Genomic DNA, 24,316 nt, shown 5'->3' with positions numbered 1-24,316 from the left:
TTATAAATAAATAAAAAAGCACCCGCCTAAGCGGGGGCCTTGTAAGTTAAACAGGAACTGATTGATTTAGACGACTCTTAGCTACCTTTAAGTAGCCATGTACATTTAAGTATTCACTATCATTGGTGAAACGCAATTTCATTGCCCCTGCCGCGTCTTGGATGTACGGCTTCAGTGCAGTCGCACCGCCGCCAATCACGTAGAAGCATTGAATATCTGGGCATTTGCGCCAGCGCTTCTTGATCATTTCCACCATGCGTACGGCAGCTCTGCGGAAATGCAAATCCACGATGGGCCGAATATCTACTTGGCCTTCTCCTGGAAGTTGAATCGTGAATTGACGATTCTTCACGCGTTGCGCCAGCTTCGCTCGGCTTGGGAACAAGTGACCGTAGGCATCTTCCACGTCACGAATAATCGCATCCAAATACGTTGCAATACCGATCTGCTCGCCATGGCTAAAATGGTTGTCAATCGCCATGCGTTTGATGACAGGAAAATCTGTCGTCAAGGCACCGATTTCACAAACGCCTATGCAGCCATTGTATATTTCTTCGTCTTTGACCTGCAAGCTGTCGTGTGTTGCCATATGGAACATGGCCGCAGCACCTTCAATAGAGACAGCCACTTTGCGGATTGAAACTTTAATTTTACGATTATGGAACTGTGGTGTGGAAAGGAATGTCACTTCGTGCTCACCTAGAAGTCGATGTTCAAATGTCTGACTATATTTCGGGAAAGAACGAACAGGCAAACCCGTACCCAATGTATATTCAACTTCGTCAACATTGCCGTATCCAGGGCCCGCTGCTTGATTCGTGAGACCCTGATAAGCAAGTGCAGTCAGTGCTACAATGAGGGATTGATCCGATAGCGCTTTATTATCCGTGTCTTCTAGCTCTAGGTTATCCTCGTGCTCTAAGGCCAGCTGCCCTACGAAATAACGTTGATTCCGCTGTGAAAGGCTTGGACTATAAATAACGACATCCAATGCTTTCCAAGGTGAATCTTCTTCTTGCAAAATGTGTCTTTCGTAGCCCGGCGCTATGATATTTGGAATTACTAGTGGTTCTCTAGACCCATCTAGCACCAGCTTAATACTATCGTTCCCTATGTCAATACCTGCAAGCTTAATCATGTGTGCCTCCACTCCAAATCTACAGCTTTCTGTAATTGTATTAGTAAATTCGATCATATACGACAGGATTCCTTCCTACTTTAGACTCATTTTCCTAGGACTAGTAGGTAGGAAGGCAGGTTTTTAGCAAAATATGACGAATGATGTACAGAACTTCACTTTACCAAATTCAACCATGACAGGAGATAACTTAGTCCTTATGAAGCTTAAGTGGAAACCCAAAAAACTGACACTGGTTATCATTCCAGATGCTACGCAATCGGTTGTCAGATTTCGCATTTCCCATTTATCTGCCTATATCGCTGCAGCATGCTTTTCCTTGCTAATGCTGATTTCCATAACGATTTACATTATGCATGCACATACCGTGAAACAAGCAAGTGATTTGCAAACGAAGCTAAGCGGCGTCAACCAGCAATGGAGCGCAACCCTAACTTCTAAGAATGAGGCCATCGAACAATTGCAAAATGAAGTCATTCAACTGTCCCAGCAAGCTGAACAGATGAAAACGAAGGTCGAGGAAGTAAAGAAGCTCGAGAGTGATCTCAAGTCCATTGCAGGGATTGATCACGAACCAAGTAACGTCGCCGTTGCAAGTTCAACCTCCGAAGGTAAAGCTAAGAAAGATGCCAATCAGCCGACGGTCGGCGAGTCTCCCCCTTCAACAGGTGTAGGTGGCAGCCCCAATCCCGTCTCACAAGATATCATTCTTAAGCTAGGTCAAGACACACTCGCCTCCTTCTCTGCGCTGAATGGTGAGGTACAAGAGCTGCAAACGAATTTAGTACAAACGAAGCAGAAAGTGGCCGACAAGCAGGAGCAGCTTCGCATCACGCCAACGTTGTGGCCAACGAGCACGAAGGTTGTTACTTCCCCTTTTGGCTATCGATCCGATCCATTTACCAAGATACCGAGCTATCATTCCGGCATTGATTTCGGTGCTCACGAGAATGATCCGGTATATGCAACAGCTGCCGGTAAAGTCGTCAGTACAGGTAAGGACATTTACCACGGCAACAACATTGTGATTGAGCATTCCAAGGGCTTACGCACCTGGTACATGCATTTAAATAAAATTCTAGTTAACAAAGGTGATTCTGTAGATAAAGGCGGTAAGATCGGTTTAGTCGGATCTACAGGCCGAAGCACAGGAGCACATCTCCACTATGAAGTACTCAAAAACGGCGAAAGCGTCGATCCCAAGCCTTATCTTAAATCGATTCGAAAGGATGATAACTAACATGTTCAAAAAAACAAAAAACCTCATGAATCCAAATACAACCGATACACTGATAGGTGAGGGAACCAGCTTTGAAGGCCGTATTAAATCAGAGGCTAGCATTCGTATTGAAGGCGGAATTACGGGGGATATCGACTGCGCTGGCGACGTCATTATTGGCGAGCACGGCGTCGTGAAATCCAATATTTCTGCGCGAGATGTAGTTCTGGCTGGAAGCGTTCAAGGGAATATTACAACCAAGGGTAAGCTGACCATTACCTCTACAGGTTCCCTTCATGGCAATATTAGCGCTGCTTCTTTCATTATTGAGGAAGGCGGCGTCTTCCAAGGCAGCAGTAAAATGGAAACGAAATCGACCGTGCCGGTATCCGTGCCAAACAACGAGCCTGAAACTGGGAACCGACCTGTTGCTGCTCCTGAACAAATGTATAAAGGCAACACCGTGGCCATGTAATTCCTTCCTGCTAGGATAGAAGCTTTCCGCATGATATACTAGTTGGAAATTCATTTCTAACTGATGTAGGAGACACGGAACTATGAGAGAACAAGCCATCCTATTTGACCTAGATGACACGTTGGTGCATTGCAATAAATATTTTGACTTCGTCATTGACCAGTTCGTAGATTTGATGCTTACTTGGTATTCAGGCCATGGTCTAACTAAGCAGGATATCAGGCAAAAACAATTGCAAATCGACCTTGCTGGTATCCAAATTCACGGCTTTATGCCGGAGCGGTTTCCGCAATCGTTCGTTGAGACGTACCAATGGTTCGCGCAGCACTACAACCGTCCTGTGAGTAGCAAAGAGGTTGACTGGCTCATGCAGCTCGGTCACACGGTTTACAGTTACACCGTCGAGCCATACCCACTGATGAATGAAACCCTTCACAGCCTTCAACAAGCTGGTCACAACTTGTTTCTGTATACAGGCGGAGATGTTTCTATTCAAATGAAGAAAATCAAGGATGTCGGTCTAGATCAATTTTTTCAGGATCGTATCTTCGTAACCGTCCATAAGACACGTGAGTTTATGAATACATTGATGCAGGAAAAGCAATTTGATCGACAGCACACGTGGATGATCGGCAACTCCATCACAACAGACGTGCTACCAGCGCTCCATGCAGGTATCCATGCGATTCATATCCCCGTTGCAGATGATTGGGTATTTAACAATGGGACGATTGACGTCACGCCGAAGGGCGCGTTTTACCAACTGCCTTCCTTGTTGGAAGTACCAGAGGCCATCCAATCGTATATTAAGAAATAAAAAAAGAACGCTCCCCCGGTGAAAACTGAACCGGAAGGATCGTTCTTTTTCATTAAGCCGCGACGTCACGTCTGCGAAATATTTCCCAGGAAAGAACATTAAATAACAAGAAGTAGCACACAAGCATTGTGATGGAGAATCCCAACGTCATTCCCTCCGCCAGTGGCTGTCCCTCTAGATACTGAGTGAGATCCGTATTCGCGAATAGGAAGTATTTGCCCCACGTATACCGCAAGAACAATAAGGTAATCACTTGACCAGCGAACATGATGAAAATGCTAAGGCCGATCGCAAGAGAAGCGCTGCGAAACACGGTGGAAATCATGAAGGCCAGTGTAACGATCATCACCAGCTCGATCAATTTAAGTCCATAGGTCGCCAACACATAGAGCAGCATGTTTTTCTCCTGCACCTGCCCTGCGGCATTCACAATTAAATGAGGGAGACTCAGTCGCTCAAAGCCATAGGAGAAGCCGTTCACAATCAGGGCAGTAATGAACAAAATGACCAGCAATGTAGCTGCGAAAATAAGTGTTGTCAGATACTTCGACAATAAGATCTTCGACCGGCTAGCAGGACGAATGAGCAGCAGCTTGATGGTTCCCCAAGTAAACTCCCCTGCTACCATATCTCCAGCAATAATGACTGTGAAGAGCGTAACCACAATAATTAACCCAGAAGCAGTGAGCATACCTTCCCATAATGTGTTATCAATCGGCGGGTAATTGTGATCCAGCATGTATTGCTGAAGCGCACTTTGTTCCCGCATCTGCTTCTTAAAATTCTCTGGAATATCCGCATTTGCAAGCTCTGTCTTATTGTGTTCAATCGTTTCTGAAGCCCTTATTTTCCAGCTATCATCATTGTTGTTCGTATCGGAATGCGATAACACACCAGTGAGCACGACAATGACAATTAACAAGATCACTAGAATCCATGTTCGAAGTCGACTATAAATCTTCATATGCTCATTCTTGATGAGATTAAGCAATAGGATCACTTCCCGTCATTTCTAAAAATTGATCTTCCAGCGACTTCATTGTTTTGCGGATGCCATAAACGGAAATCCCCGCCTCTACGAACCGCTTATTCAACAAAGCTATCTCTTGTTTGTCGAGATCCATCACAAGTTCGGCATCGATAACTTCCACTGGATACCCTTGAGCAGAAGCTAACTTCACGGCTTGTTCTATCGCGTCCACCTCATAGACGACCCGCTGTTTGCCGTCCTCCTGAGCATATTCCTTGATAAGTCTAACATCAACTAATTTCCCATTTTGAATAATGGCTACACGGTCACACATCAGTTCCATTTCCGCTAACAGATGCGAAGAAACAATAACGGAAATCCCTTCATCACGGGTAAGCTTACGCAAATGATCTCGAAGCTCTCGTATGCCAGCTGGGTCCAACCCATTAGTCGGCTCGTCCAAAATAAGAACTGACGGCTTATGCAGTAGAGCTTGCGCAATGCCTAGTCGTTGTCGCATGCCCAGCGAGTAGGTTTTCACCTTGTCATGAATGCGATTCGTCATCCCGACAAGATCGATCACCTCTTGAATTCGCTCCTCGCCAATTCCTGGAATCATCCTGGCATAATGAACCAAATTCTTATAACCACTTAAAAATTTATACATTTCCGGATTTTCTACAATCGCGCCAATATGGCGAATCGCTTGTTCAAAATGCGTGCGAATCGAATACCCGCCAACACGGATATCCCCCTCCGAAATCGACATCAATCCTACCATCATACGGATGGTAGTCGTTTTCCCCGCACCATTGGGCCCGAGAAATCCGAACACCTCGCCACGCGGCACATCGAAACTTAGCTTATCAATAATGGTCTTGGAACCAATGCGTTTAGAAATATTATCCACATGTACGATGGGCGTACCAACCTCTTGTGATACTGACATTCGACATCTCCTCTCTTTTTTAACCAATATAATCCAATCCTAGCTTACTTCGGCTGTCATGCCTAGTGATAAAATCTCTATCGATGCCATTCATAGGTGTGCGACCGCGTTTAAAGGTAGATTTTATCGCCAATATGAAAGTGGTTTTCGGTTCCCGAAAACTGATCTTTCCTATGTGGAGATATTTCAGTCATATGACTGCGCTCACTATGGCTTTTTACTAATTTTATGTACAATAGTAAGATACGAACTGTTAGCACAAGGAGCTCATCTATGATCCAAAGAAGACCGTGGCACGGTGTAGAGTGGTCACTGTTTATCGTCTTGACCGGCGCTGCACTACTTGGTTTACTGTATAGCTGCCTTCACATCTATGAACAACCATTCTCCCACATCCTGTTAACCATATTAGCCATTTTACTCTCTTATGGGGTTCCTTTTATATTCTGGCGACCCCACTACATTAATCCGACATGCTATCCAATTGCTGTTCTACTAACTGGAATCCCCCTACAAATTTACTTGGCTTGGATGGAGCAAGACGCCTTACTTACCATTAATTGCCCAATTATGGTTATTGGATTCCTCACCGATCGAAAAAATGCGTGGTGGACCGCCCCTATTTTCATGTTAGGCATGCCGATGACTTACTTTTTCCTTCTACATAGCGGCATGGGAGTCGGACAACTATTTAGCTTTATCCTGAATGCTGTTCTCTTCTTCGCAATCGGATTAAGCTTACAACGCGCCGTTACTTCTAACGAGAAGACCGAGAAGCTTCTAGGCGAGAACCAACGTCAATACCATTTGATTCATGAGCAAAATAATGTCCTTGAGCAGTACGCGAATCAAATTGAGCAGCTTACTTTAGTTGAAGAGCGCAATCGGATGGCCCGTGAGCTTCACGATACGGTAGGACATACATTCACATCCGTCATCATGGGAATGGACGCCGTCTCGTATTTGATCGAAGTTTCGCCCGAGAAAGCCAAGGAGAAGCTCGACGTCCTGCGCAATGTGACTAGAGGTGGTCTAGAAGAAGTGCGCCGCAGCATCCATCAGATGGTCCCCCAAGAGGGCGATCTGATGCTATCTCAGCAACTGTCACGACTTGCCAATGAATTTGCTTTGCACACAGGAACACAGATTCACTTCACGACGGTTAGTGACGAATTCGAAATTCCCAAACAAACCAAGCTTTCATTAATTCGTTGTCTACAGGAATCACTGACGAATGCCAAGCGCCATGGTAAAGCAGCTTCTATCGAAATTGTACTAACCTATGCCGATGACCAAATCTCCCTACGCATTGAAGATGATGGTATAGGCACCGATCAATTGAAAATGGGCTTCGGGATTGCCGCGATGCAAGAACGGATAACGGCGCTGCAAGGCACTTTACAAGTACGTTCTTTGCCTGAAGAAGGGACCGTTGTCCATTGTTTTATTCCTGTCAAACGTTTTCCAACCTTTTAAACCTATAAACCCTTTTAATAGCTGTGAGGAGGATTTGCTATGACTGTAACCCAAGCTCCGCTCAAACTTCTCCTGGTCGATGATCAGGATTTGATTCGTGAAAGCTTACACATTGTACTAGGCATGGACCCCGATATTGAAGTTGTCGGCTTAGCTGAAAACGGGCATGTCGCTGTAAAACTGAGTGAAGAAGTGCAACCCGATGTCGTTCTAATGGATATTCATATGCCGATTATGGATGGCGTTGAGGCTACACGTCAGATTAAAGCTACCTGGCCGCATATTCGTGTCATCATTTTGACTACCTTCCAAGAAATTGGTTACGTCGTAGATGCACTTAGTGCTGGAGCTGAAGGCTACTTGCTCAAAGCCATTCATCCCAAAGATCTTGCTACAGGGATTAAATGGGTTCATCAGGGCGGCACCTTAATTCCGCATGATATTGCCAAAATGCTTGTCCAGCAAGCTCGTGACGGCGGAAGCGGGGCTTCCACAGAAGATAAGGAAGAGAGCAACGTTCGAACAGAGACTTACGGCCTCAGCGAACGTGAGTTACAGGTACTTCACAGCATCGCCGATGGCCTCAATAATCGTGAGATCGCAGAGAAGCTATTCTTGTCTGAGGGTACAGTGAAAAACTATATCTCCAACATCTACTCGAAAATGGACGTCCGAGACCGTGTTCAAGCTTCGAAAAAAGCACATGATGAGGGGATTCTGTAATCGAGGGGAATTTCCATAAATAAAGACCGCTCTTCATCTAAGAAGAAGCGGTCTTTGCTGTTACACGACTATTCAAAGAGCTTCTCGAGAAAACCCTTTTTTCTTTTCCGAATCTTACTATAGCTCTTTACTCTTGAAAACTGTAGGGGCGTATCTTCCGTTGACGAATCATGGATTGGCCCAGCGCTAAGGCTGACTTCTTCCGATATCGCTGGCGTATGTTGAAGCTCCATCTTATCTTCTTGATTCGCCGCATGCTGATGGACAACAATGGTGTTAACCAGCTGCTCATGCAGTTTGTTCTCAAGCTGGTGCCTGCATAGTCGCAGAAATTGCTCTTGCTGTCTATTCTGGAGTTCAAACTGCTCATGAAGTTGCGCTTGGAGCTCTTCTACCTGCTTGGAAAGTAGCATGACGGTCTTTTGCAAAGAATGCAGATCCTGCGCCCTGACTGGCTCATCGCTGCCAACCTCATCAGAATATTCCTCATTCCCGACCATTAATGCTTTTAACTCCTCAGCTGTAAGAAGATCTTCTTTCCTCATGCGCTTCCCTCCATTCCGTACAACTTGCAGCCTATGCTTGGACTGCTCTTTCTTCTATTGTACATGAGTTTACAGAAATGTTCACGTTTATTAGTCTAATGAGGCGAACCAACTGATGGGCACAATCTCGCTTTATCCACTAGACAAGAAAAAACTGCTCACAGGTAACTCTCTACCCGCAAGCAGTCTAACAAAGCTTATGGCAAATTCGACGATCCCATCAAGAAGCGATCCACTTCGCGTGCTACAGCACGACCTTCGTTGATCGCCCATACCACGAGACTTTGTCCGCGACGCATGTCGCCAGCAGCGAAAACGCCATCTACGTTCGTAGCGAACTTCCCGTAATCCGCTTTCGCGTTGGAGCGCTCGTCTTTGGCTACGCCGAGCTGATCTAAAACGGTGCTTTCTGGTCCCGTGAAACCCATCGCAATCAATACTAGCTGCGCCGGATAAACCTTCTCGCTACCAGGCACTTCAACAGGCACGAACGCGCCTTTCTCGTTCTTCTGCCACTCGATCAGAACCGTATGCAGCTCCTTCAAGTTTCCGTTCTCATCCCCCACGAATTTCTTCGTGTTGATTAAGTATGTCCGCGGGTCTTCACCTTGAAGCGCAGCCGCCTCTTGCTGACCGTAGTCCACTTTCAACACCTTCGGCCATTCTGGCCAAGGGTTGTTCGCTGGACGTGTCTCTGGTGACTTCGGCATGATCTCAAACTGCGTCACGCTCTTACATTTATGACGAATGGAAGTTCCTACACAGTCGGTTCCCGTATCACCACCACCGATAACGATTACGTCTTTGCCCTCAGCGGAAATGAATTCACGATCCGCATGCTCGGAATCAAGCAAGCTCTTCGTGTTCTTGCTCAGGAATTCCATCGCCAGATGCACACCACCGAGCTCACGACCCTCGATCGGTAGATCACGGCCCTTCGTAGCTCCGCCGCACAGAACGATCGCATCGAATTCCTCTTGCAGCTTCTCAATCGGGTAGTTCACCCCGACGTGAGCGCCCGTTACGAAGGCAATGCCTTCGGCTTCAAGCAGATCTACACGACGCTGGACATACTTTTTGTCCAGCTTCATGTTCGGGATACCGTACATCAACAAGCCGCCAACGCGGTCTGCCCGTTCAAATACGGTAACCCAATGCCCTGCTTTGTTCAGCTGCGCTGCTGCCGCAAGTCCGGATGGACCTGAACCCACAACCGCAACCTTCTTCCCAGTGCGCGTCTCCGGCGGTTCAGGCTTGATCCAGCCTTCATCGAAGCCTTTGTCGATGATCGCTTTCTCAATGCTTTTGATCGTAACCGGTGTGTCCTTCAAGCCTACTGTACAAGAGCCTTCACAAGGCGCCGGACATACACGGCCTGTAAACTCCGGGAAATTATTCGTCTTGTGCAGACGATCCAAGGCTTCACGCCATTGACCGCGATACACGAGATCATTCCATTCTGGAATGAGATTGTTCACTGGGCAACCAGCGGCCATGCCGCTGATTAATGCCCCTGTGTGGCAGAAAGGAATCCCGCAATCCATACAACGAGAACCTTGTATCTGCAATTTATCTTGCGTAAGTGGTGTCGCAAACTCTTTCCAATGGCCGATTCGGACCAACGGAGAAGCTTCAGATGCCACTTCACGAGCATGTTCTATAAAACCGGTTGGTTTACCCATTTACGTTTAATCCCTCCTGAGTTTCGTTAATTTCCACCGACACGGGAAACATCTCTCATATTCGCCTCGAAAGCAACCATGACCGCTTCTTGTTGGCTTAGTCCGGAGCGTTTCACTTTCTCGATAGCATCAAACATCCGTTTGTAGTCCTTCGGTATAACCTTCACGAACTTCCAAACGTACTCATCCCAGTGCTGAATAACCTGGTGGGCAACGCTGCTATCCGTAAATGTGGCATGATGCTGGATCATCGTTTTCAATTCATTCATCTCATACGTTTCTTCCAGCTGCTCGAGGTAAACCATCTCTTTATTCACTTTGCTTTGGAAGTCACCATTCACATCCAGTACGTAGGCAATACCGCCTGACATACCCGCTGCGAAGTTACGCCCTGTTGGACCAAGAACAACGACTCGACCACCTGTCATGTACTCACAACCATGATCGCCGACACCCTCAACGACGGCACGCACACCACTATTTCTTACGCAGAAGCGTTCGCCAGCGATACCACGAATGTAAACATCTCCATCTGTAGCTCCATATAAGGCTGTATTGCCGATAATCACGTTATCTTCCGGTACAAAAGTCGACTTACTGGATGGGAAAATCGCCAGCTTACCGCCAGATAATCCTTTCCCTACGTAGTCATTGGCATCTCCTTCGAGGGAGAGTGTGATCCCTTTCGGTACAAAAGCACCAAAGCTTTGACCTGCTGATCCTTCAAAATGTAGACGAATCGTATCGTGCGGCAAGCCATCTACGCCGTGACGGCGTGTGACTTCGCTACCCACGATCGTTCCGACAACACGGTTCACGTTCGTAATTGGCAGAATCGCGTGTACATGCTCTTTGCGCTCAATCGCTGGCTCACAAATAGCAAGCAGCTTCGTCATATCCAAGGAGCGATCTAAGCCATGATCCTGCTCCATTTGGCAGAAGCGACCGACTTCTTCGCCCATGTCCGGTTGGTGCAGCAGTGGCGTAAGATCCACGCCTTTGGCTTTCCAATGCTCGACCGCTGGCTTGGACTCCAAGATATCGGTACGTCCAACCATCTCTTCGATCGTGCGGAAGCCAAGCTCTGCCATCATCTCACGCACATCGTTGGCGATGAAGGTCATGAAGTTCACAACATGCTGCGGATCTCCAGCAAATTTCTTACGAAGCTCCGGATTTTGCGTAGCAACCCCAACTGGACAAGTGTCCAAGTGGCAGACGCGCATCATCACGCAGCCGATTGTGATTAGTGGTGTCGTTGCGAAGCCGAACTCCTCGGCACCGAGCAGGGCAGCTACGACAACGTCGCGCCCAGTCATTAGCTTGCCATCCGTCTCGACGACGATACGGCTGCGCAGGTTGTTCAGCACGAGTGTCTGATGCGTCTCCGCCAGACCAAGTTCCCACGGAAGTCCCGCGTGACGAATACTCGTCTGCGGTGACGCGCCTGTGCCTCCGTCGTAGCCGGAGATGAGGACAACGTCCGCTTTCCCTTTGGCTACACCGGCAGCGATCGTGCCAACTCCGACTTCGGATACCAGCTTAACGCTGATTCGTGCCCGTGGGTTGGCATTCTTGAGATCGTGGATCAACTCTGCGAGATCCTCGATCGAATAAATATCATGATGCGGCGGCGGTGAAATCAAGCCTACGCCTGGCGTAACACCGCGAACCTCGGCAACCCAAGGGTACACCTTGGTTCCCGGAAGCTGACCGCCTTCGCCGGGCTTCGCGCCTTGCGCCATCTTGATCTGAATCTCGTCAGCATTGACGAGATAATGGCTCGTGACGCCAAAGCGGCCGGACGCCACCTGCTTGATGGCACTGCGGCGAAGATCGCCGTTCGCATCTGGCGTGAAACGCTCCGGATGCTCGCCGCCTTCGCCGGTGTTGCTCTTGCCGCCGATCCGGTTCATCGCGATCGCGATCGTTTCGTGCGCTTCTTTGGAGATGGAGCCGTAGGACATGGCTCCCGTCTTAAAGCGCTTGAAGATCGATTCGATCGGTTCCACCTCTTCGATCGGAATCGATGTGCGTCCTGCTTTGAAGCTCAGCAGTCCTCGCAAAGCCATATATTTCTCGTCTTCTCGTTTGACGAGCTTACTAAAATTTTTATACATGCCGTAATTGTTCGTACGAACAGCTGATTGCAGAGCATGCACAGTTTCTGGGGTGTAGATGTGATCTTCCCCGTCTCTGCGCCATTGCAAGTCGCCGCCTGTATCCAGCACACGATCGCGTCCCTCTTGTTCAGAGAACGCACGACTGTGACGCATTAGGGCTTCCTTCGCCACCATTTCGATACCGATACCCCCAACTGGGGTATACGTCCAAGTGAAGTAGCTATCTACCAGCTCTTGGCTCAAGCCGATCGCTTCAAAGATTTGCGCCCCGCGATAGCTCTGAATGGTGGAAATCCCCATTTTTGCTAACACTTTGACTACACCCTTCGTGACAGCTTTGATGTAGTTATAGATCGCCTTCTCGTGATCAACGCCAACTAGCTGCTTACGCTGAATCATGTCATCAAGCGTTTCTAACGCCAGATATGGGTTGATTGCACCTGCGCCATAGCCGAGCAATAGGGCAAAATGGTGCACCTCACGCGGCTCACCAGACTCGACAAGCAAGCTCACTTTCGTCCGTGTGCCTTGACGGATCAAGTGGTGATGTAAGCCTGATGTTGCGAGAAGTGCCGGAATCGGCGCGTTCGCACTATCTACACCACGGTCTGAGAGAATAATCAGCGTAGCGCCGTCGATAATTGCTTGATCGGCAGCCACGTACAAATCTTGCATCGCACTCTCAAGCCCAACAGTACCTGCCGATGCTTCGAAAAGCGTCGACAACGTGACCGTTTTGAAACCATCACGCTGAATATGACGCAGCTTCGCCAGTTCTTCATTGGAGAGAAACGGCGACTTCAAACGAATTTGACGGCAGCTCTCTGGCTCGGGCTTAATCAGGTTGCGCTCTGGCCCAATCGTGGTGCCCTGCGCCGTAATAATTTCTTCAAAGTTCGCATCAATTGGCGGGTTCGTTACTTGTGCAAACAATTGTTTAAAATAGTTATAAAGCAGCTGCGGACGGTCTGAAAGCACCGCAAGCGGCGCATCCGTACCCATGGAACCGATCGGATCCACACCTGTTTTGCCCATAGGCTCAAGGGTCTTACGCAGTTGTTCGAAGGTATAGCCAAACGCTTGCTGACGCTGAAGAATCGTGTCCTGGTCAGAGCCAAGTACAATTGGCGCATCTTCCAGATCCTCTAGGGATACGAGATGCTCATTCAACCAATCCCGATACGGCTGCTCGCTAGCGATGCCGCTCTTGATTTCTTCGTCGGTCACGATGCGGCCTTCTACCGTATCCACAAGCAGCATGCGTCCCGGTCTTAGACGGTCTTTGTACAAAATGCGCTCAGGCTCGATATCCAGCACGCCTACTTCAGAAGCAAGCACAATCAAATCATCCGTTGTCACATAGTAACGAGAAGGACGTAAGCCATTACGATCGAGTATCGCTCCGATCTGACTGCCATCTGTGAAAGCAATAGCTGCAGGACCATCCCACGGCTCCATCAAGGTGCTGTGATATTCGTAGAACGCCTTTTTATCATCATCCATACCTTCATGCTTAGACCAAGGCTCGGGTACCATCATCATGGCGGCATGCGGCAATGAACGGCCTGAAAGCATTAGGAACTCTAGTGTATTGTCAAACATTTGGGAATCGGAACCATCCGTATCAATAACAGGTAGAATACGTTTGAAATCTTCACCAAATAATTCAGAGTCACACATCGCTTGACGCGCGTGCATCCAGTTGACATTACCACGAAGTGTATTGATCTCACCATTATGAATCAAATAACGGTACGGATGCGCACGTTCCCAGCTCGGGAACGTATTGGTACTAAAACGGGAGTGAACGAGCGCTAAGGCAGATTCTACCTTCTCATCTTGCAATTCCACGTAATAAGCGTCCACTTGCTCAGGTGTTAGCATCCCTTTATATACAATCGTTCTGCTAGACAAGCTAGAATAGTAAAATTGCGATCCCGGAAGGGATAGTTTGATAGCGTTTTCAGATAATTTACGAATAATGTATAACTTGCGCTCAAAATCAAGATTCGTCGCAGTATCTGCGCTTTGGCCGATAAACACCTGACGAATATATGGTTCAGCGGATACTGCAGAATCCCCCAACGAACTGTTATTTGTTGGAACGGTTCTCCATCCAAGAAATTGTTGCCCTTCTTGTTTGACTATTCGCTCAATGGTACTTTCACAAGCTTGACGTGCCTCTAATTCTTGAGGCAAATAGACCATACCTACGCCATAGCTGCCAGCAGTTGGAAGTTTAATGTTCTCTTGTTCACAGGCGGATTGAAAATACGTGTCTGGAATTTGCATCAAAATGCCTGCGCCATCCCCCGTATTCGGGTCACTGCCTTGCCCGCCTCGATGATCCAAATTGCAAAGTACACGAAGCGCTTGCTTGACGATGGCATGAGATTTGACACCCTTGATATTGGCAACAAAGCCTATACCGCAAGCATCATGCTCATTCCTCGGATCGTACAGTCCCTGTTTGGGCGGTAATCCTTTAATAGTCATGTTGTGCAACCTTTCTTCCCTCGTTTTTCGCTGGACTTTGTTAAACGCATGCTTTAAAGTGCTAAAAAGTAAGAATTCAATGCTTCATATTTCGACTACATCCGCAATAAGTAGAGGAAATATTCTCAATATTTTTTCTATTATATTAACACTTGGATTCCTATAGTTCAATTTAAAAATATTTAAATTGAAAAGGTTTTCATTTTAATAGAATCGCCAGTTGAATCATATTGTATAGGCACGATAAATGTTCTCATTTCCTATATAAATACAACTGGCTGTGCATGTGATAGCAAACTTTCTATGTTTCATGCTATGATAGCTAATACCGCTAGAACATACATCCAGATTCCACATCTTAGGAGGAGCTCTGTTTGAGTATACAGCATACTTTTGGGGACGGCATGATTAGGGAGCCTCTTTATCAATGGCAGCTAGAAGCTCATCCGGTTGAAATTGAGCTTTTCCGCTCAAAGCCGGTACGCCGCCTGAAGTTTTTACATCATTTCGGAGCATCGGCTCTATTTTCACCACTTACACATTCACGCTTCGAACATACGGTTGGCGTTTGGTCACTCATGGCTCACTTTTGCCCAGAAGAATCTCATCTGCGCATTGCGGCACTGCTCCATGATATCGGGCACCTGCCTTTCTCCCATGCGGTTGAGCGGACACTTGGGTATAATCATCACCGTCAAACCGAACAATTAATCGGGCAAGGCATCATCGCGGATATTCTAGTCAAGCACGGCATTTCGCCGCGGGCAATTATTGATCTTTTGAAACAAGAAACACCGCTAACGAACAAATCAACAGTTCTTGGACTCGATCACTTGGATAGCTTCCTGCGCGATACTTACTATGCTGGTCGTCAGACGCTGCCGCCTTCGGAAGTAGTGAAAGGACTTCGCTTACGCGGACCCTACATAGAAGCGAATGAGGCTTCAGCCACAGCGCTTATTGATGCGATTGTTGAAGAACATCGACTCATCCTGCACCCGCAATTTCTAGCAATGGATGCACTGCTGGCCAAAGCAACGGCACATCATTGCGAGGCAAATCCTGGCATGAAGGATCGAATCCCCGCACTCATGGATCATGAGTTGATTCAGCAGCTGCTGCAGAGCAATAATGAGACGGCTCGCGAAACAATTCATGTGCTCATGTATGAGCCCCATCGCATTCAAATTACCCAAGAACCCGTACCAGGCAGCATTGAAGTCAAGATCGGGAAGGTTTACAAAAAACAACCGCTAATTGGCGAAAAACTCGCCTCTGAAGTCAGCTTTCAAGCTGCTGTGAAACTGGCTGAACTGGATAGCATGGCCGCAACTTATTTTTTCACCATATAAACATCCGCAGAAGGGACTGTCCCAGCTTGGCAAAATTGTACTTTCGTTATGGCACGATGAATAGCGGTAAATCGATTGAAGTCTTACGCGTAGCTCATAATTATGAGGAACAGGGCAAAAAAGTACTTCTCCTCACTTCCGTTATGGATGATCGTTTCGGTGTTGGTAAGGTCGCTTCCCGCATCGGTATGCAAAAAGGTGCCATCGTCGTAGATGAACTTTTGGATATGGTCGCTTTAGCGCAGACCGAACGTCCAAATTGCATTTTGGTCGACGAGGCTCAGTTCTTGAACAAAGCCCAAGTCTCTCAATTGATTGAAGTCGTCGATGAACTGGATATTCCCGTTATCGCTTACGGGCTTCGAGCTGATTTCATGGGACAATTATTTGAAGGCAGCAATGCACTTTTGGCTGTGGCGGATACGATCGAAGAAATTAAAACCGTTTGTTGGTATTGTGATAAAAAGGCAATCATGAACATGCGTTGCAAAGACGGCGTTCCTATCTTCCATGGTGAGCAGATCCAGATCGGCGGGAATGAAAGCTACGTTCCTGTGTGTCGCAAATGCTATGCATCTAAGAAAAAAACAGATCACACCTAGGATAGATATGATTTACAAAGAAAGGTGAGTTCCTTGCGTAAAAAACGGATTTTGCTATTATCTGAGGGCTTCGGGAAAGGACATACACAAGCTGCTCATGCGCTGTCTGGCGAGCTTCGGCAATCCTCGTCAGACATGATTACCCGCGTGATTGAGCTTGGCGCTTTTTTGCATCCTACCTTAGCACCTTGGGTCTTCTCGGCATACCGCCGCACGGTAACATCACAACCCAGACTGTACGGTATGCTCTATCGAAATCATTATGATAAAAGGCCGAGTCGTGTAGCCAGTCTCGTGCTGCATCGTATCTTCTATTCACGAACGAAAGCCGTTATTAAGCAGTTGAAACCGGATTTGATCGTCTGTACGCACCCATTTCCAAGTATTATTGTCTCTAGATTGAAACGCGCAGGGCTGAATGTACCTCTCTTTACCGTGATCACTGATTACGATGTTCATGGAACGTGGATAGACTCAGCGGTAGACAAATATTTGGTATCCACGCCCCTTGTTAAAGAGCGTCTCATGAACTGTGGTGTTCTGGACAAGCGTATTGAGGTTACCGGTATTCCGGTTCATCCTAATTTCCGCAAAGCTCATAGCAAGGAGCAGATTCGGCAGGAATTCGGACTCAAAGCCATGCCTACGGTCATGGTTATGGGTGGCGGTTGGGGTGTTTTTAAAAAGGAAGAAAAGGAAGAGCTACTGACCTATCTGGCAAGTTGGAGCCAAGATATTCAACTGCTTATCTGTCTCGGCACGAATGAAAAAGCACGTCTTCAACTCCTAGATGAAGAAGCTTTCCGTCAGCCAAATGTCCATCTGATTGGCTATACCACCGAGATTAGCAAGCTGATGGATATCTCCGATTTGCTGATTACGAAGCCAGGCGGGATGACCTGTACAGAGGCAATGGCCAAAGGTATCCCCATGCTGTTCTATAGCCCGATTCCCGGGCAAGAAGAGAAAAATTGCACCTATTTCCAGGAAAATGGCTACGGACAGCGCATCACATCCGTCGCGATGATTGACCACTGGTTTAAACTGCTGCTCGAGCAATATCCTGAGCTTGCAAAGCGGAGAACGGACATCCGTGAAGAGCAGAATGAGGAAGAGCAAAGCTGTGCAACAGCGATCATTGCGTACCTGGAGCAATCGGATAAGCGTTCCTATATTCAGGCATCATCAAAAACACCGCTCATACAATGGTAGTAACCATTGTGAGGGCGGTGTTTTGTTATGAATCCCATTAACCGATTCGGCAAGCAAGCTATTTTTGCTTATTTAATGATCTGGTTTGTTGGCAGCCTATGGATGATGGCCGTGCTTGGCAGCAGTTCTTTTGAGCGCAAAATACTGGGCATTGATTTCGTCCTCTATCATGAGTATGCATGCTTCGGCTTTGCAGGAGCGCTTGGTGGTGCGCTATATGGTTTGCGCATGTTTCATGAGCATTATCAAGAGCTCACCACACAATGGATCTACTGGTACCTCATGCGGCCAATCCTATGCTTCGGTTCTGCGATTATCACAATTATCCTATTCGCGAGCGGCATTATGCTGCTAGAAGTTGGCGATTCGATGTCAGCGCGTATCAGCATAGCCTTTCTGACCGGTTACGGCTACGGAAAGTTCATGGAGAAGCTGCGTGATCTAACATCGACGTTCTTCAATGGGAAGAATACGAATGGAACGAATGGGAATGGGAATGGAAACGGGAGTGATACGCCTACGAAGTGAGTAGGTTTGTGTGGGGGGAGTGGCGCAAACAACTGGAAAACCTCCAGCTATTTCCTTCGAAATCCATTCGAAATTTGATTTAGATGTATAAGCTACAGCTAATTTCATCGAATTCGAGCATTCCCACTACGTTCAGCTCATTTAACTGTAGGAAATCCAACTAAGCGCAGAAAACACGCAAATTAGACTGAAATAGATGGAGGAAATCCATTTAATCTGCTGCGGCGGTGAATTTGGGTTGGCGTTTGCTGACGGTGAAGGTGGAGCGTGTTATGGCAATTCGTGCGGAGTGTGATGGGTGTGAGGAGTAGCTGCGTGTGGTCCGGAGTGCGATGTGTCGTGCAAGTAGACATGTGGTGCGTGATGTGTCGTGCAAGTAGACATGTGGTGCGTGATGTGTCGTGCGAATAGACATGTGGTGCGGAGTACGATGGGTGTGAGGAGTAGCTAGCTGCATATAAAAAAGCCACCGCGCAAAGACAGCCGCGGTGGCTTTCTATCAAGGTGCATCGAAGGTATGCACCTTATTCCAGTTCACACCACCGCTGCGGGTGGTGTACATCACACTCGGCTGCTCATTATCATTCGTGATGAGCCAGCCGCTATTCGCGTCTGCCATGCCAAGCAGCAGCTCGCCGTACCCCGTGAACGACTCCGTACCGTTCACCCAGGTCTTGCCGCCGTCCTTCGTCCAACCGACGGAGTTCGGCTTGTCGCATGCCGGGCAAGTGCCGCCCATGAACGCTACGTCGGTATTCACGACGTAGAGAGGGCCGGGCTTCGAGCCCGTGTTCTTCGGCCCCGTCGTATCCCCCATAGGGAATCCAGGGGCCGGTCCTCCACCAGCTGTGCTGTTCACAAGCACAGTTTGCCAGGTCTTCCCGCCGTCTTTCGTGTGAAACAGCGAATAGGAGGTTTGTGTCATCCCAGATTCCCCAATCAGCTCGATCCACGCGTCATCCACGCCAACGGAGCGAATGACGTTGCCTGTCAATGTCGCCACGGTTTTGCGTGACATGACGGGTTTCCAATTTTGCCCGCCATCCTGCGTCCTCAAGACCTCGATCATGTCTTCCACTTGTCTAACGGCCCAACCATTCTTGCTATCATGAAAATAAGCATCCCCTTGCATACCTGTTGGAACTGGCAGCTTCGCCCATTTGACACCACCATCTAAGGTCTGCACATTGCCGCTAAAGGCTTCCTGCTTCGACACGAAGTGGAGGAACGCTTGATTGGGAACGGTACCGACTGTCGACCAATGAGCCCCGCCATCCTGCGTACTGAACAGCTTCCCTGTACCTTCTTCCGTTGCCCAAGCATCCTGATCATTCAACGCAAATAGTTGCCCAACTTCACCAATACCCGTGTATTGCACCTTCCACTTCCCACCACCGTCATCGGTATGAGCGATCCAGCCTTTGCCGCCAATCCAGCCCTTTTGAGCGTCCGCTAGTCTCAGCGCAGTTACCCCTTTCATAAGAGCAGTCGTCCCCTCACTGCCTTTGGTCGGTAGGGTTGTCGGCTCTACGCTAGGTGTCGCGGGTGTTGTTGTTGGCTCCGCCCCCCCCACTGCACTCGATATCGGTGATTCTGAAACGGTCACATGACCACTCGTCTGTCCGGAAGATTTACACCCTGTTAAGGCAAGACTTGATATGGCTATCAGCAGCAGCGTTCTTTTTAACATCATCCGTACTCCCTTCACTTTCATGTGTAGTTGATATTTCATAGACGTTACTAAAGAGGGAAAAGTTGAACTCACTTCCTTACCATCATCCCCCATTCTAGAGAAATTAGGCATGACTCACCCGACTGAGGAATACAATCGTAAACAAGAAGGGGGACATTGTTAGGTTACGGAAAGGGAGGAGGATCTGTTGAAATTTATTTGGGGCAAAAAAGAACTCACCTTCATGATCATTCCGGGTGCCAACCGCCGTACGGTGAGGTTCAAGCTTCCACACAGCTCTTTGTATATTGTGCCTAGTGTGATCCTACTTGTGCTGATCGGGTTTTTCCTGACGATTTATATCATGAATACCCAATCTCATCAAACTCAAAACAGCATGCAGCAAGCTTTCGATGGACAAGAACGTCAGTTGGTTGATCAAATTACACATAAAACAAGTGAAATTGAGCAGCTGCAAATTGATTTGATTGATCTCGCTCAGCAGGCCGATGAATTTAAGGTAAAGCTAGAGGAAATTAAGAAAATAGATCATGTGATAGAACTTATGAGTCAACCAGAAACCGTAAACGGGACAAGCAAAAAAGTAGCAAGCACCCCGAGCTCTAAGCCCGTGAATGGAACGAATGTTGATATTGGCGGTAGCGATGTACCTATCACTACGGATGATGTATCTACCCTCGTTAGCAACACGAAGCAAGGGCTTTTTTCTTTAGTTGGCGATATTAATGAACTCCTCGTCAACCTAAATGAATCCGAAGCCAAAATTAAAGAAGCTGAACACTTACGCAGTATTACGCCTACACTATGGCCTATCGCTTCGCACAGCATTACTTCCGGCTTCGGCATCCGTATAGATCCTTTTACATTCAGGCCCTCCATGCATACAGGCTATGATATCGATGGTGAATACAATGATCCAGTCTATGTAACTGCCGCAGGAAAAGTCATTGCAGTGGGCTTTGATGGCGAGCTCGGCAACTATATCATCGTTGATCACGGCAGAGGTATTGAAACAGAGTATATGCATTTGAATAAAATATTGGTAAAACGCGGAGAATCTGTAACAAAAGGTCAGCATATCGGTCTCGTTGGTTCTACTGGACGCAGCACGGGCTCCCATCTTCATTATGAAGTTCATAAAAACGGTATCCAGATTGACCCTAAACCTTATCTCATTTCAGATCGAAAGGATGAACGCAAATGATTGGAAGCTCGAAATTAAAACGAATTGATACGAAAAGTACAGACACGCTGATTGGCGCCAGTACGATCTGTGAAGGCAAAATAATGTCCGAAGCCAGCCTTCGCATTGAGGGTCAAATGAACGGTGACATTGAATGTGCCGGTGACATCACCATTGGTGAAAACGCTGTCGTCCAATCGAATATCCATGCGCGTGATGTCATTGTGGCCGGTAAAGTAAAAGGTAATGTTTATACGAAGGGCAAGTTGATTGTGACAAGCTCTGGCGTCTTGATTGGAAATATTGATGTGCGGTCCTTCATTATCGAGGAGGGTGGCATCTTCCAGGGAAGTAGTGCGATGAATGCAGCTGCAGTGCAAAATGATAAAAGCGGAGGCGGCAAGGTCATCGATGCTAAGGCGCACAAGCAGCAAAAAAGTGAGCAACAAGCTGCTTCTGGTGGGAATTAGAGCAGCATTATATACAAAGAGCTCGTCTTCATCCGCTGGCGGCGGGTGTGACGAGCTCTTCTCATTTCCCTGATCTTATTTCCCAGCCTTAACTTCGGAAAGCATGGAGAGATCCACAAACCGGCTAAGATCCAGCTCCTCTGGCTTAATACCTTTGATATATCTAGCGCCGATAGACACCTTCGCCATCTCTTCCATCACTTTGACATTAACGTCAGTGGTCAGCTTGAGGCGGCTAAGCGAGGCTTTAATCAAGCTTTTGTCCATGCCCTTGCCGCTGTATTTCTTCAGCTGGTTATTAATCAGATCGTATGCTTGGTCAGGGCTGCTTTGAATGAACGTAATGCCGTCCAGATTAGCTTTGATCGCGCCTTTCACAATGTCACGATGCTTGGCGATAAACGTATCGCTGGCCACCATAATAACCGTTGGATAGTCGCCATTGTTAGGCGGGATCGCCTGCCAATCAGCAACGACTTTACCAAGCCCAGCCTTCTCAATCTGAGTTCCCCATGGTTCAGGGACTAAGGCAGCATCGATTTCTTTCTGACGGAAAGAGATCAGCGTATCCGCTGGTGAGCGGACGATGAGATGTGCGTTCTCCTTGCCTCTTCCGAGCGAAATGCCTGCTTGCTGAAGCAGCAAACGCAGTGAAATTTCGTTCGTATTCCCTTTGGCCGGGATTGCGACGGTTTTATCTCGCAAGTCTGCGGTCGTCTGGATACCTGCATCCGATCTCGCAACCAACACGGCACCGCCGTTATTGGATCCGGAGACTACGCGGAAATTACCGCTTTTCAGAAAAAAAGTCGTCGCAGGTCCTGGACCTACGAATCCTACGTCGATATCACCCGTCGCCATCGCGATGGACAGATCGGAACCGTTATCGAAAGGTGTCACTTCGATCTTGACTTCGTCGCCCCATTCGCGGGCAAAGTAACCTTTTTCCAGCGCGATGTAGGCGGCGGCATGGGTCACATTTTTGAACACACCAACTCGAACGACTTGCGGCTTACCCGAAGCTGTCAGCTTTTCCTCACAGGCACTCAGGAGTGTTATAGCGAAGAGTAACAGCAGAAGTACTTTAATGCGCCTTGTCATCACGCCCACTCCCCTACGACTTGGAGCCAGCGAGGCCGTAGCGCTCTAGCACTTTATCTTCTAGTTTTTTGAAACAGAAATGGTCTGAAACCGTGCCTAGTACAGCGATAATAATGACGATACAGAGCATCAGCGAGGTGTCACCGAGATTACGCCCATCCTGTAAAAGCTGACCTAACCCCGCGCCTTTGGCAATCAACTCACCCGCTACAAGAGCCCGCCAAGCAAATGCCCATGCTGTACGTACACCGTTAATCAAATGAGGGAAAGCAGCCGGAATCATGACCTGAAGGAACAGGTTAAAGCCATTCCCCGTCCCCATCGTCTGAGCGGCGCGCAAATAAATCGGCGGGATATTCTTGATCCCTGTACGGCTTGCCAATGCCATCGTCCAAGTAGCTCCAAGTGTCGTGATGAAAATAACGGAGGTTTCGTTTAATCCGAACCAAATAATAGCAAAAGGCAACCAAGCAATACTCGGAATTGTCTGCAAAGAAACGACTAAGAAGCCTAGCGTGTCATCGAGCAAGCGATATCTAGCAAATAGAAAGCCTAACGTCGTCCCTATCGCGAGTGATAAAGCAAAGGAAATGAGCAGCCGCAGCATACTCGCTCCAGCAGCCTGCAGCAGCTCCCCATGCACGATGCCGTCATAGAAAGCTTGCAGTGTCTGGGAAACCGAAGGGAATTTCCATCCCCAGCCGAAGATCCTATATCCCGCCTCCCAAGCTATCAGAAGCAGTACCAGAAAAATCGTTCTTCTTAATGCTGTACTCATCGCCAGTCTCCTCTCTCACAACCTTCTCCAGCTCATCCGCAAGTGCGTCCATAATCAACGCCTCCATATGATGGAGCACCGAATCTGCGCTGTCTCGAGGTCTCGCTGCTTTGACAGAGAACTCCTTCTTGATCGTGCCAGGACGTGTGGACATCACCAGAACCCGATCCGACAGGATGACCGCTTCGCGAATATTGTGGGTAATGAAGAGAATCGTTTTGCGCGTACGCATCCATATTTCTTCCAATTCTTTATGCAAAATAAGGCGTGTTTGCTCGTCTAATGCCGCGAAGGGCTCGTCCATCAGCAAAATTTCCGGATCCATCGCGAGCGCTCTGGCAATCGCTGCCCGCTGTTTCATCCCGCCTGAAAGCTCATGCGGATATCGATCCGCGAACCGGCTTAGATGCACAGATTTGATCTGCTCCATCGCCATCTCGTGACGCTCTTTCTTCGCAATTCCCTTCTGCTTGAGGCCGAAGGCGACATTGTCTAGAACCGTCAGCCATGGGAACAACCCATGCTCTTGAAAAACAACGACGCGATCTGCTCCAGCGCCTGTTACCTTTTTCCCATTGACCTGAATGATGCCTTCGGATTGCGTATCGAACCCCGCTACAAGGTTCAGAACCGTCGATTTCCCACAGCCTGAAGGGCCTAGCAGCGAGACGAACTCCCCTTTATTTATCGTCAATGTGATGTCATCCAACGCCTTATAGCTGCCCCCGATGCGCTGAACGAACGTCTTGCTGACTCCCTTAATCTCGATCAAGCTCCCTCATCC

At 47.9% G+C, this 24,316-nt stretch carries 21 protein-coding genes; 11 read left to right on the top strand and 10 right to left on the bottom strand.

All coding sequences use genetic code 11. The annotated features are described in order from the left end of the window. Window positions 1-46 precede the first annotated feature (46 nt). Entirely contained in the window at window positions 47-1,138 is a 1,092-nt protein-coding gene (locus ACSQ8O_RS06335; protein WP_056608471.1) for a ParM/StbA family protein, read from the bottom strand. A gap of 199 nt (window positions 1,139-1,337) precedes the next feature. Between ACSQ8O_RS06335 and ACSQ8O_RS06330 the strand changes: the two genes are divergently transcribed. The 3 genes from ACSQ8O_RS06330 to ACSQ8O_RS06320 all read left to right on the top strand — a co-directional run bounded on the left by ACSQ8O_RS06330 (window position 1,338) and on the right by ACSQ8O_RS06320 (window position 3,649). After that, on the top strand, window positions 1,338-2,378 hold the full coding sequence (locus tag ACSQ8O_RS06330; protein WP_436240881.1) for a M23 family metallopeptidase: 1,041 nt from the start codon (window positions 1,338-1,340) through the stop codon (window positions 2,376-2,378). 1 nt (window position 2,379) lies between these two features. Further along, a complete protein-coding gene (locus tag ACSQ8O_RS06325; protein WP_056608465.1) occupies window positions 2,380-2,832 on the top strand; it encodes a bactofilin family protein in 453 nt (150 codons plus the stop codon). A gap of 82 nt (window positions 2,833-2,914) precedes the next feature. Beyond that, window positions 2,915-3,649, top strand: a complete 735-nt coding sequence (locus ACSQ8O_RS06320) for an HAD family hydrolase (RefSeq protein WP_436240880.1) — start codon at window positions 2,915-2,917, stop codon at window positions 3,647-3,649. Between the two features lie 52 nt (window positions 3,650-3,701). On the opposite strand, the gene ACSQ8O_RS06315 is transcribed toward ACSQ8O_RS06320, so the two are convergent. Next, entirely contained in the window at window positions 3,702-4,649 is a 948-nt protein-coding gene (locus ACSQ8O_RS06315; protein ID WP_436240879.1) for an ABC transporter permease, read from the bottom strand. Next, window positions 4,633-5,568, bottom strand: coding sequence for an ABC transporter ATP-binding protein (locus ACSQ8O_RS06310; RefSeq protein ID WP_436240878.1), 936 nt, complete (start codon window positions 5,566-5,568; stop codon window positions 4,633-4,635). The genes ACSQ8O_RS06315 and ACSQ8O_RS06310 overlap by 17 nt, the downstream gene beginning before the upstream one ends. A 273-nt stretch (window positions 5,569-5,841) precedes the next feature. Here ACSQ8O_RS06310 and ACSQ8O_RS06305 point away from each other — a divergent pair, with 273 nt between their 5' ends. Then, on the top strand, window positions 5,842-7,044 hold the full coding sequence (locus tag ACSQ8O_RS06305; protein ID WP_056608452.1) for a sensor histidine kinase: 1,203 nt from the start codon (window positions 5,842-5,844) through the stop codon (window positions 7,042-7,044). A 39-nt stretch (window positions 7,045-7,083) separates the two neighbouring features. Next, window positions 7,084-7,767, top strand: a complete 684-nt coding sequence (locus tag ACSQ8O_RS06300; protein WP_436240877.1) for a response regulator — start codon at window positions 7,084-7,086, stop codon at window positions 7,765-7,767. 68 nt (window positions 7,768-7,835) lie between these two features. On the opposite strand, the gene ACSQ8O_RS06295 is transcribed toward ACSQ8O_RS06300, so the two are convergent. The 3 genes from ACSQ8O_RS06295 to gltB form a co-directional block, all read right to left on the bottom strand. Next, window positions 7,836-8,312 (bottom strand): hypothetical protein, encoded by a 477-nt coding sequence (locus ACSQ8O_RS06295; protein ID WP_436240876.1) that lies wholly within the window; start codon window positions 8,310-8,312, stop codon window positions 7,836-7,838. 197 nt (window positions 8,313-8,509) lie between these two features. Beyond that, window positions 8,510-9,994, bottom strand: coding sequence for a glutamate synthase subunit beta (locus tag ACSQ8O_RS06290; RefSeq protein WP_056608443.1), 1,485 nt, complete (start codon window positions 9,992-9,994; stop codon window positions 8,510-8,512). A 26-nt stretch (window positions 9,995-10,020) separates the two neighbouring features. Further along, complete coding sequence (gene gltB / locus ACSQ8O_RS06285) at window positions 10,021-14,613, bottom strand: glutamate synthase large subunit (RefSeq protein ID WP_436240875.1); 4,593 nt, start codon at window positions 14,611-14,613, stop codon at window positions 10,021-10,023. A gap of 374 nt (window positions 14,614-14,987) precedes the next feature. Here gltB and ACSQ8O_RS06280 point away from each other — a divergent pair, with 374 nt between their 5' ends. From ACSQ8O_RS06280 to ACSQ8O_RS06265, 4 genes are read left to right on the top strand one after another with little or no spacing between them, the layout of a single operon-like run. Then, window positions 14,988-15,965, top strand: coding sequence for an HD domain-containing protein (locus ACSQ8O_RS06280; protein ID WP_436240874.1), 978 nt, complete (start codon window positions 14,988-14,990; stop codon window positions 15,963-15,965). A gap of 26 nt (window positions 15,966-15,991) precedes the next feature. Continuing rightward, window positions 15,992-16,567 (top strand): thymidine kinase, encoded by a 576-nt coding sequence (locus ACSQ8O_RS06275; RefSeq protein ID WP_436240873.1) that lies wholly within the window; start codon window positions 15,992-15,994, stop codon window positions 16,565-16,567. Window positions 16,568-16,600: 33 nt separating this feature from the next. Next, window positions 16,601-17,779, top strand: a complete 1,179-nt coding sequence (locus ACSQ8O_RS06270; protein ID WP_436240872.1) for an MGDG synthase family glycosyltransferase — start codon at window positions 16,601-16,603, stop codon at window positions 17,777-17,779. 27 nt (window positions 17,780-17,806) lie between these two features. Then, a complete protein-coding gene (locus ACSQ8O_RS06265; RefSeq protein WP_056608425.1) occupies window positions 17,807-18,307 on the top strand; it encodes a hypothetical protein in 501 nt (166 codons plus the stop codon). A gap of 499 nt (window positions 18,308-18,806) precedes the next feature. Here ACSQ8O_RS06265 and ACSQ8O_RS06260 read toward each other — a convergent pair whose 3' ends face one another. Then, window positions 18,807-20,039: a WD40/YVTN/BNR-like repeat-containing protein gene (locus ACSQ8O_RS06260; RefSeq protein ID WP_436240871.1), complete on the bottom strand. Its 1,233-nt coding sequence runs from the start codon at window positions 20,037-20,039 to the stop codon at window positions 18,807-18,809. A 148-nt stretch (window positions 20,040-20,187) separates the two neighbouring features. Between ACSQ8O_RS06260 and ACSQ8O_RS06255 the strand changes: the two genes are divergently transcribed. Further along, the gene (locus tag ACSQ8O_RS06255; RefSeq protein ID WP_436240870.1) at window positions 20,188-21,204 is read left to right on the top strand and encodes a M23 family metallopeptidase; all 1,017 of its coding nucleotides are present in this window, start codon (window positions 20,188-20,190) and stop codon (window positions 21,202-21,204) included. Then, on the top strand, window positions 21,201-21,653 hold the full coding sequence (locus ACSQ8O_RS06250) for a bactofilin family protein (RefSeq protein WP_436240869.1): 453 nt from the start codon (window positions 21,201-21,203) through the stop codon (window positions 21,651-21,653). Before ACSQ8O_RS06255 ends, ACSQ8O_RS06250 begins: the two co-directional genes overlap by 4 nt. Before the next feature lie 75 nt (window positions 21,654-21,728). Here ACSQ8O_RS06250 and ACSQ8O_RS06245 read toward each other — a convergent pair whose 3' ends face one another. The 3 genes from ACSQ8O_RS06245 to ACSQ8O_RS06235 are packed head-to-tail and all read right to left on the bottom strand — an operon-like array spanning window position 21,729 to window position 24,304. Next, complete coding sequence (locus ACSQ8O_RS06245; protein ID WP_436240868.1) at window positions 21,729-22,754, bottom strand: ABC transporter substrate-binding protein; 1,026 nt, start codon at window positions 22,752-22,754, stop codon at window positions 21,729-21,731. 13 nt (window positions 22,755-22,767) lie between these two features. Further along, entirely contained in the window at window positions 22,768-23,532 is a 765-nt protein-coding gene (locus ACSQ8O_RS06240) for an ABC transporter permease (protein ID WP_171632455.1), read from the bottom strand. Then, the gene (locus tag ACSQ8O_RS06235) at window positions 23,465-24,304 is read right to left on the bottom strand and encodes an ABC transporter ATP-binding protein (protein WP_236291862.1); all 840 of its coding nucleotides are present in this window, start codon (window positions 24,302-24,304) and stop codon (window positions 23,465-23,467) included. The genes ACSQ8O_RS06240 and ACSQ8O_RS06235 overlap by 68 nt, the downstream gene beginning before the upstream one ends. Between the last annotated feature and the right edge of the window lie 12 nt (window positions 24,305-24,316).

The sequence above is a fragment of the Paenibacillus sp. LjRoot56 genome (genome assembly GCF_964253335.1).
In the GTDB taxonomy this organism is placed as follows: domain Bacteria; phylum Bacillota; class Bacilli; order Paenibacillales; family NBRC-103111; genus Paenibacillus_E; species Paenibacillus_E allorhizoplanae.
The sequence above is the reverse complement of the archived record's forward strand: the minus strand, read 5'-3'. Positions and strand labels throughout refer to the sequence as shown.

What these genes read in the sequence shown, in the direction of transcription:
- ACSQ8O_RS06265 (WP_056608425.1), top strand. Translation starts at nt 17,807, where the DNA reads ATGAATCCCATTAACCGATTCGGCAAGCAAGCTATTTTTGCTTATTTA.
- ACSQ8O_RS06240 (WP_171632455.1), bottom strand. Translation starts at nt 23,532, where the DNA reads ATGAGTACAGCATTAAGAAGAACGATTTTTCTGGTACTGCTTCTGATA.
- ACSQ8O_RS06320 (WP_436240880.1), top strand. Translation starts at nt 2,915, where the DNA reads ATGAGAGAACAAGCCATCCTATTTGACCTAGATGACACGTTGGTGCAT.
- ACSQ8O_RS06260 (WP_436240871.1), bottom strand. Translation starts at nt 20,039, where the DNA reads ATGAAATATCAACTACACATGAAAGTGAAGGGAGTACGGATGATGTTA.
- ACSQ8O_RS06330 (WP_436240881.1), top strand. Translation starts at nt 1,338, where the DNA reads ATGAAGCTTAAGTGGAAACCCAAAAAACTGACACTGGTTATCATTCCA.
- ACSQ8O_RS06305 (WP_056608452.1), top strand. Translation starts at nt 5,842, where the DNA reads ATGATCCAAAGAAGACCGTGGCACGGTGTAGAGTGGTCACTGTTTATC.
- ACSQ8O_RS06310 (WP_436240878.1), bottom strand. Translation starts at nt 5,568, where the DNA reads ATGTCAGTATCACAAGAGGTTGGTACGCCCATCGTACATGTGGATAAT.
- gltB (WP_436240875.1), bottom strand. Translation starts at nt 14,613, where the DNA reads ATGACTATTAAAGGATTACCGCCCAAACAGGGACTGTACGATCCGAGG.
- ACSQ8O_RS06300 (WP_436240877.1), top strand. Translation starts at nt 7,084, where the DNA reads ATGACTGTAACCCAAGCTCCGCTCAAACTTCTCCTGGTCGATGATCAG.
- ACSQ8O_RS06295 (WP_436240876.1), bottom strand. Translation starts at nt 8,312, where the DNA reads ATGAGGAAAGAAGATCTTCTTACAGCTGAGGAGTTAAAAGCATTAATG.
- ACSQ8O_RS06290 (WP_056608443.1), bottom strand. Translation starts at nt 9,994, where the DNA reads ATGGGTAAACCAACCGGTTTTATAGAACATGCTCGTGAAGTGGCATCT.
- ACSQ8O_RS06250 (WP_436240869.1), top strand. Translation starts at nt 21,201, where the DNA reads ATGATTGGAAGCTCGAAATTAAAACGAATTGATACGAAAAGTACAGAC.
- ACSQ8O_RS06325 (WP_056608465.1), top strand. Translation starts at nt 2,380, where the DNA reads ATGTTCAAAAAAACAAAAAACCTCATGAATCCAAATACAACCGATACA.
- ACSQ8O_RS06335 (WP_056608471.1), bottom strand. Translation starts at nt 1,138, where the DNA reads ATGATTAAGCTTGCAGGTATTGACATAGGGAACGATAGTATTAAGCTG.
- ACSQ8O_RS06245 (WP_436240868.1), bottom strand. Translation starts at nt 22,754, where the DNA reads ATGACAAGGCGCATTAAAGTACTTCTGCTGTTACTCTTCGCTATAACA.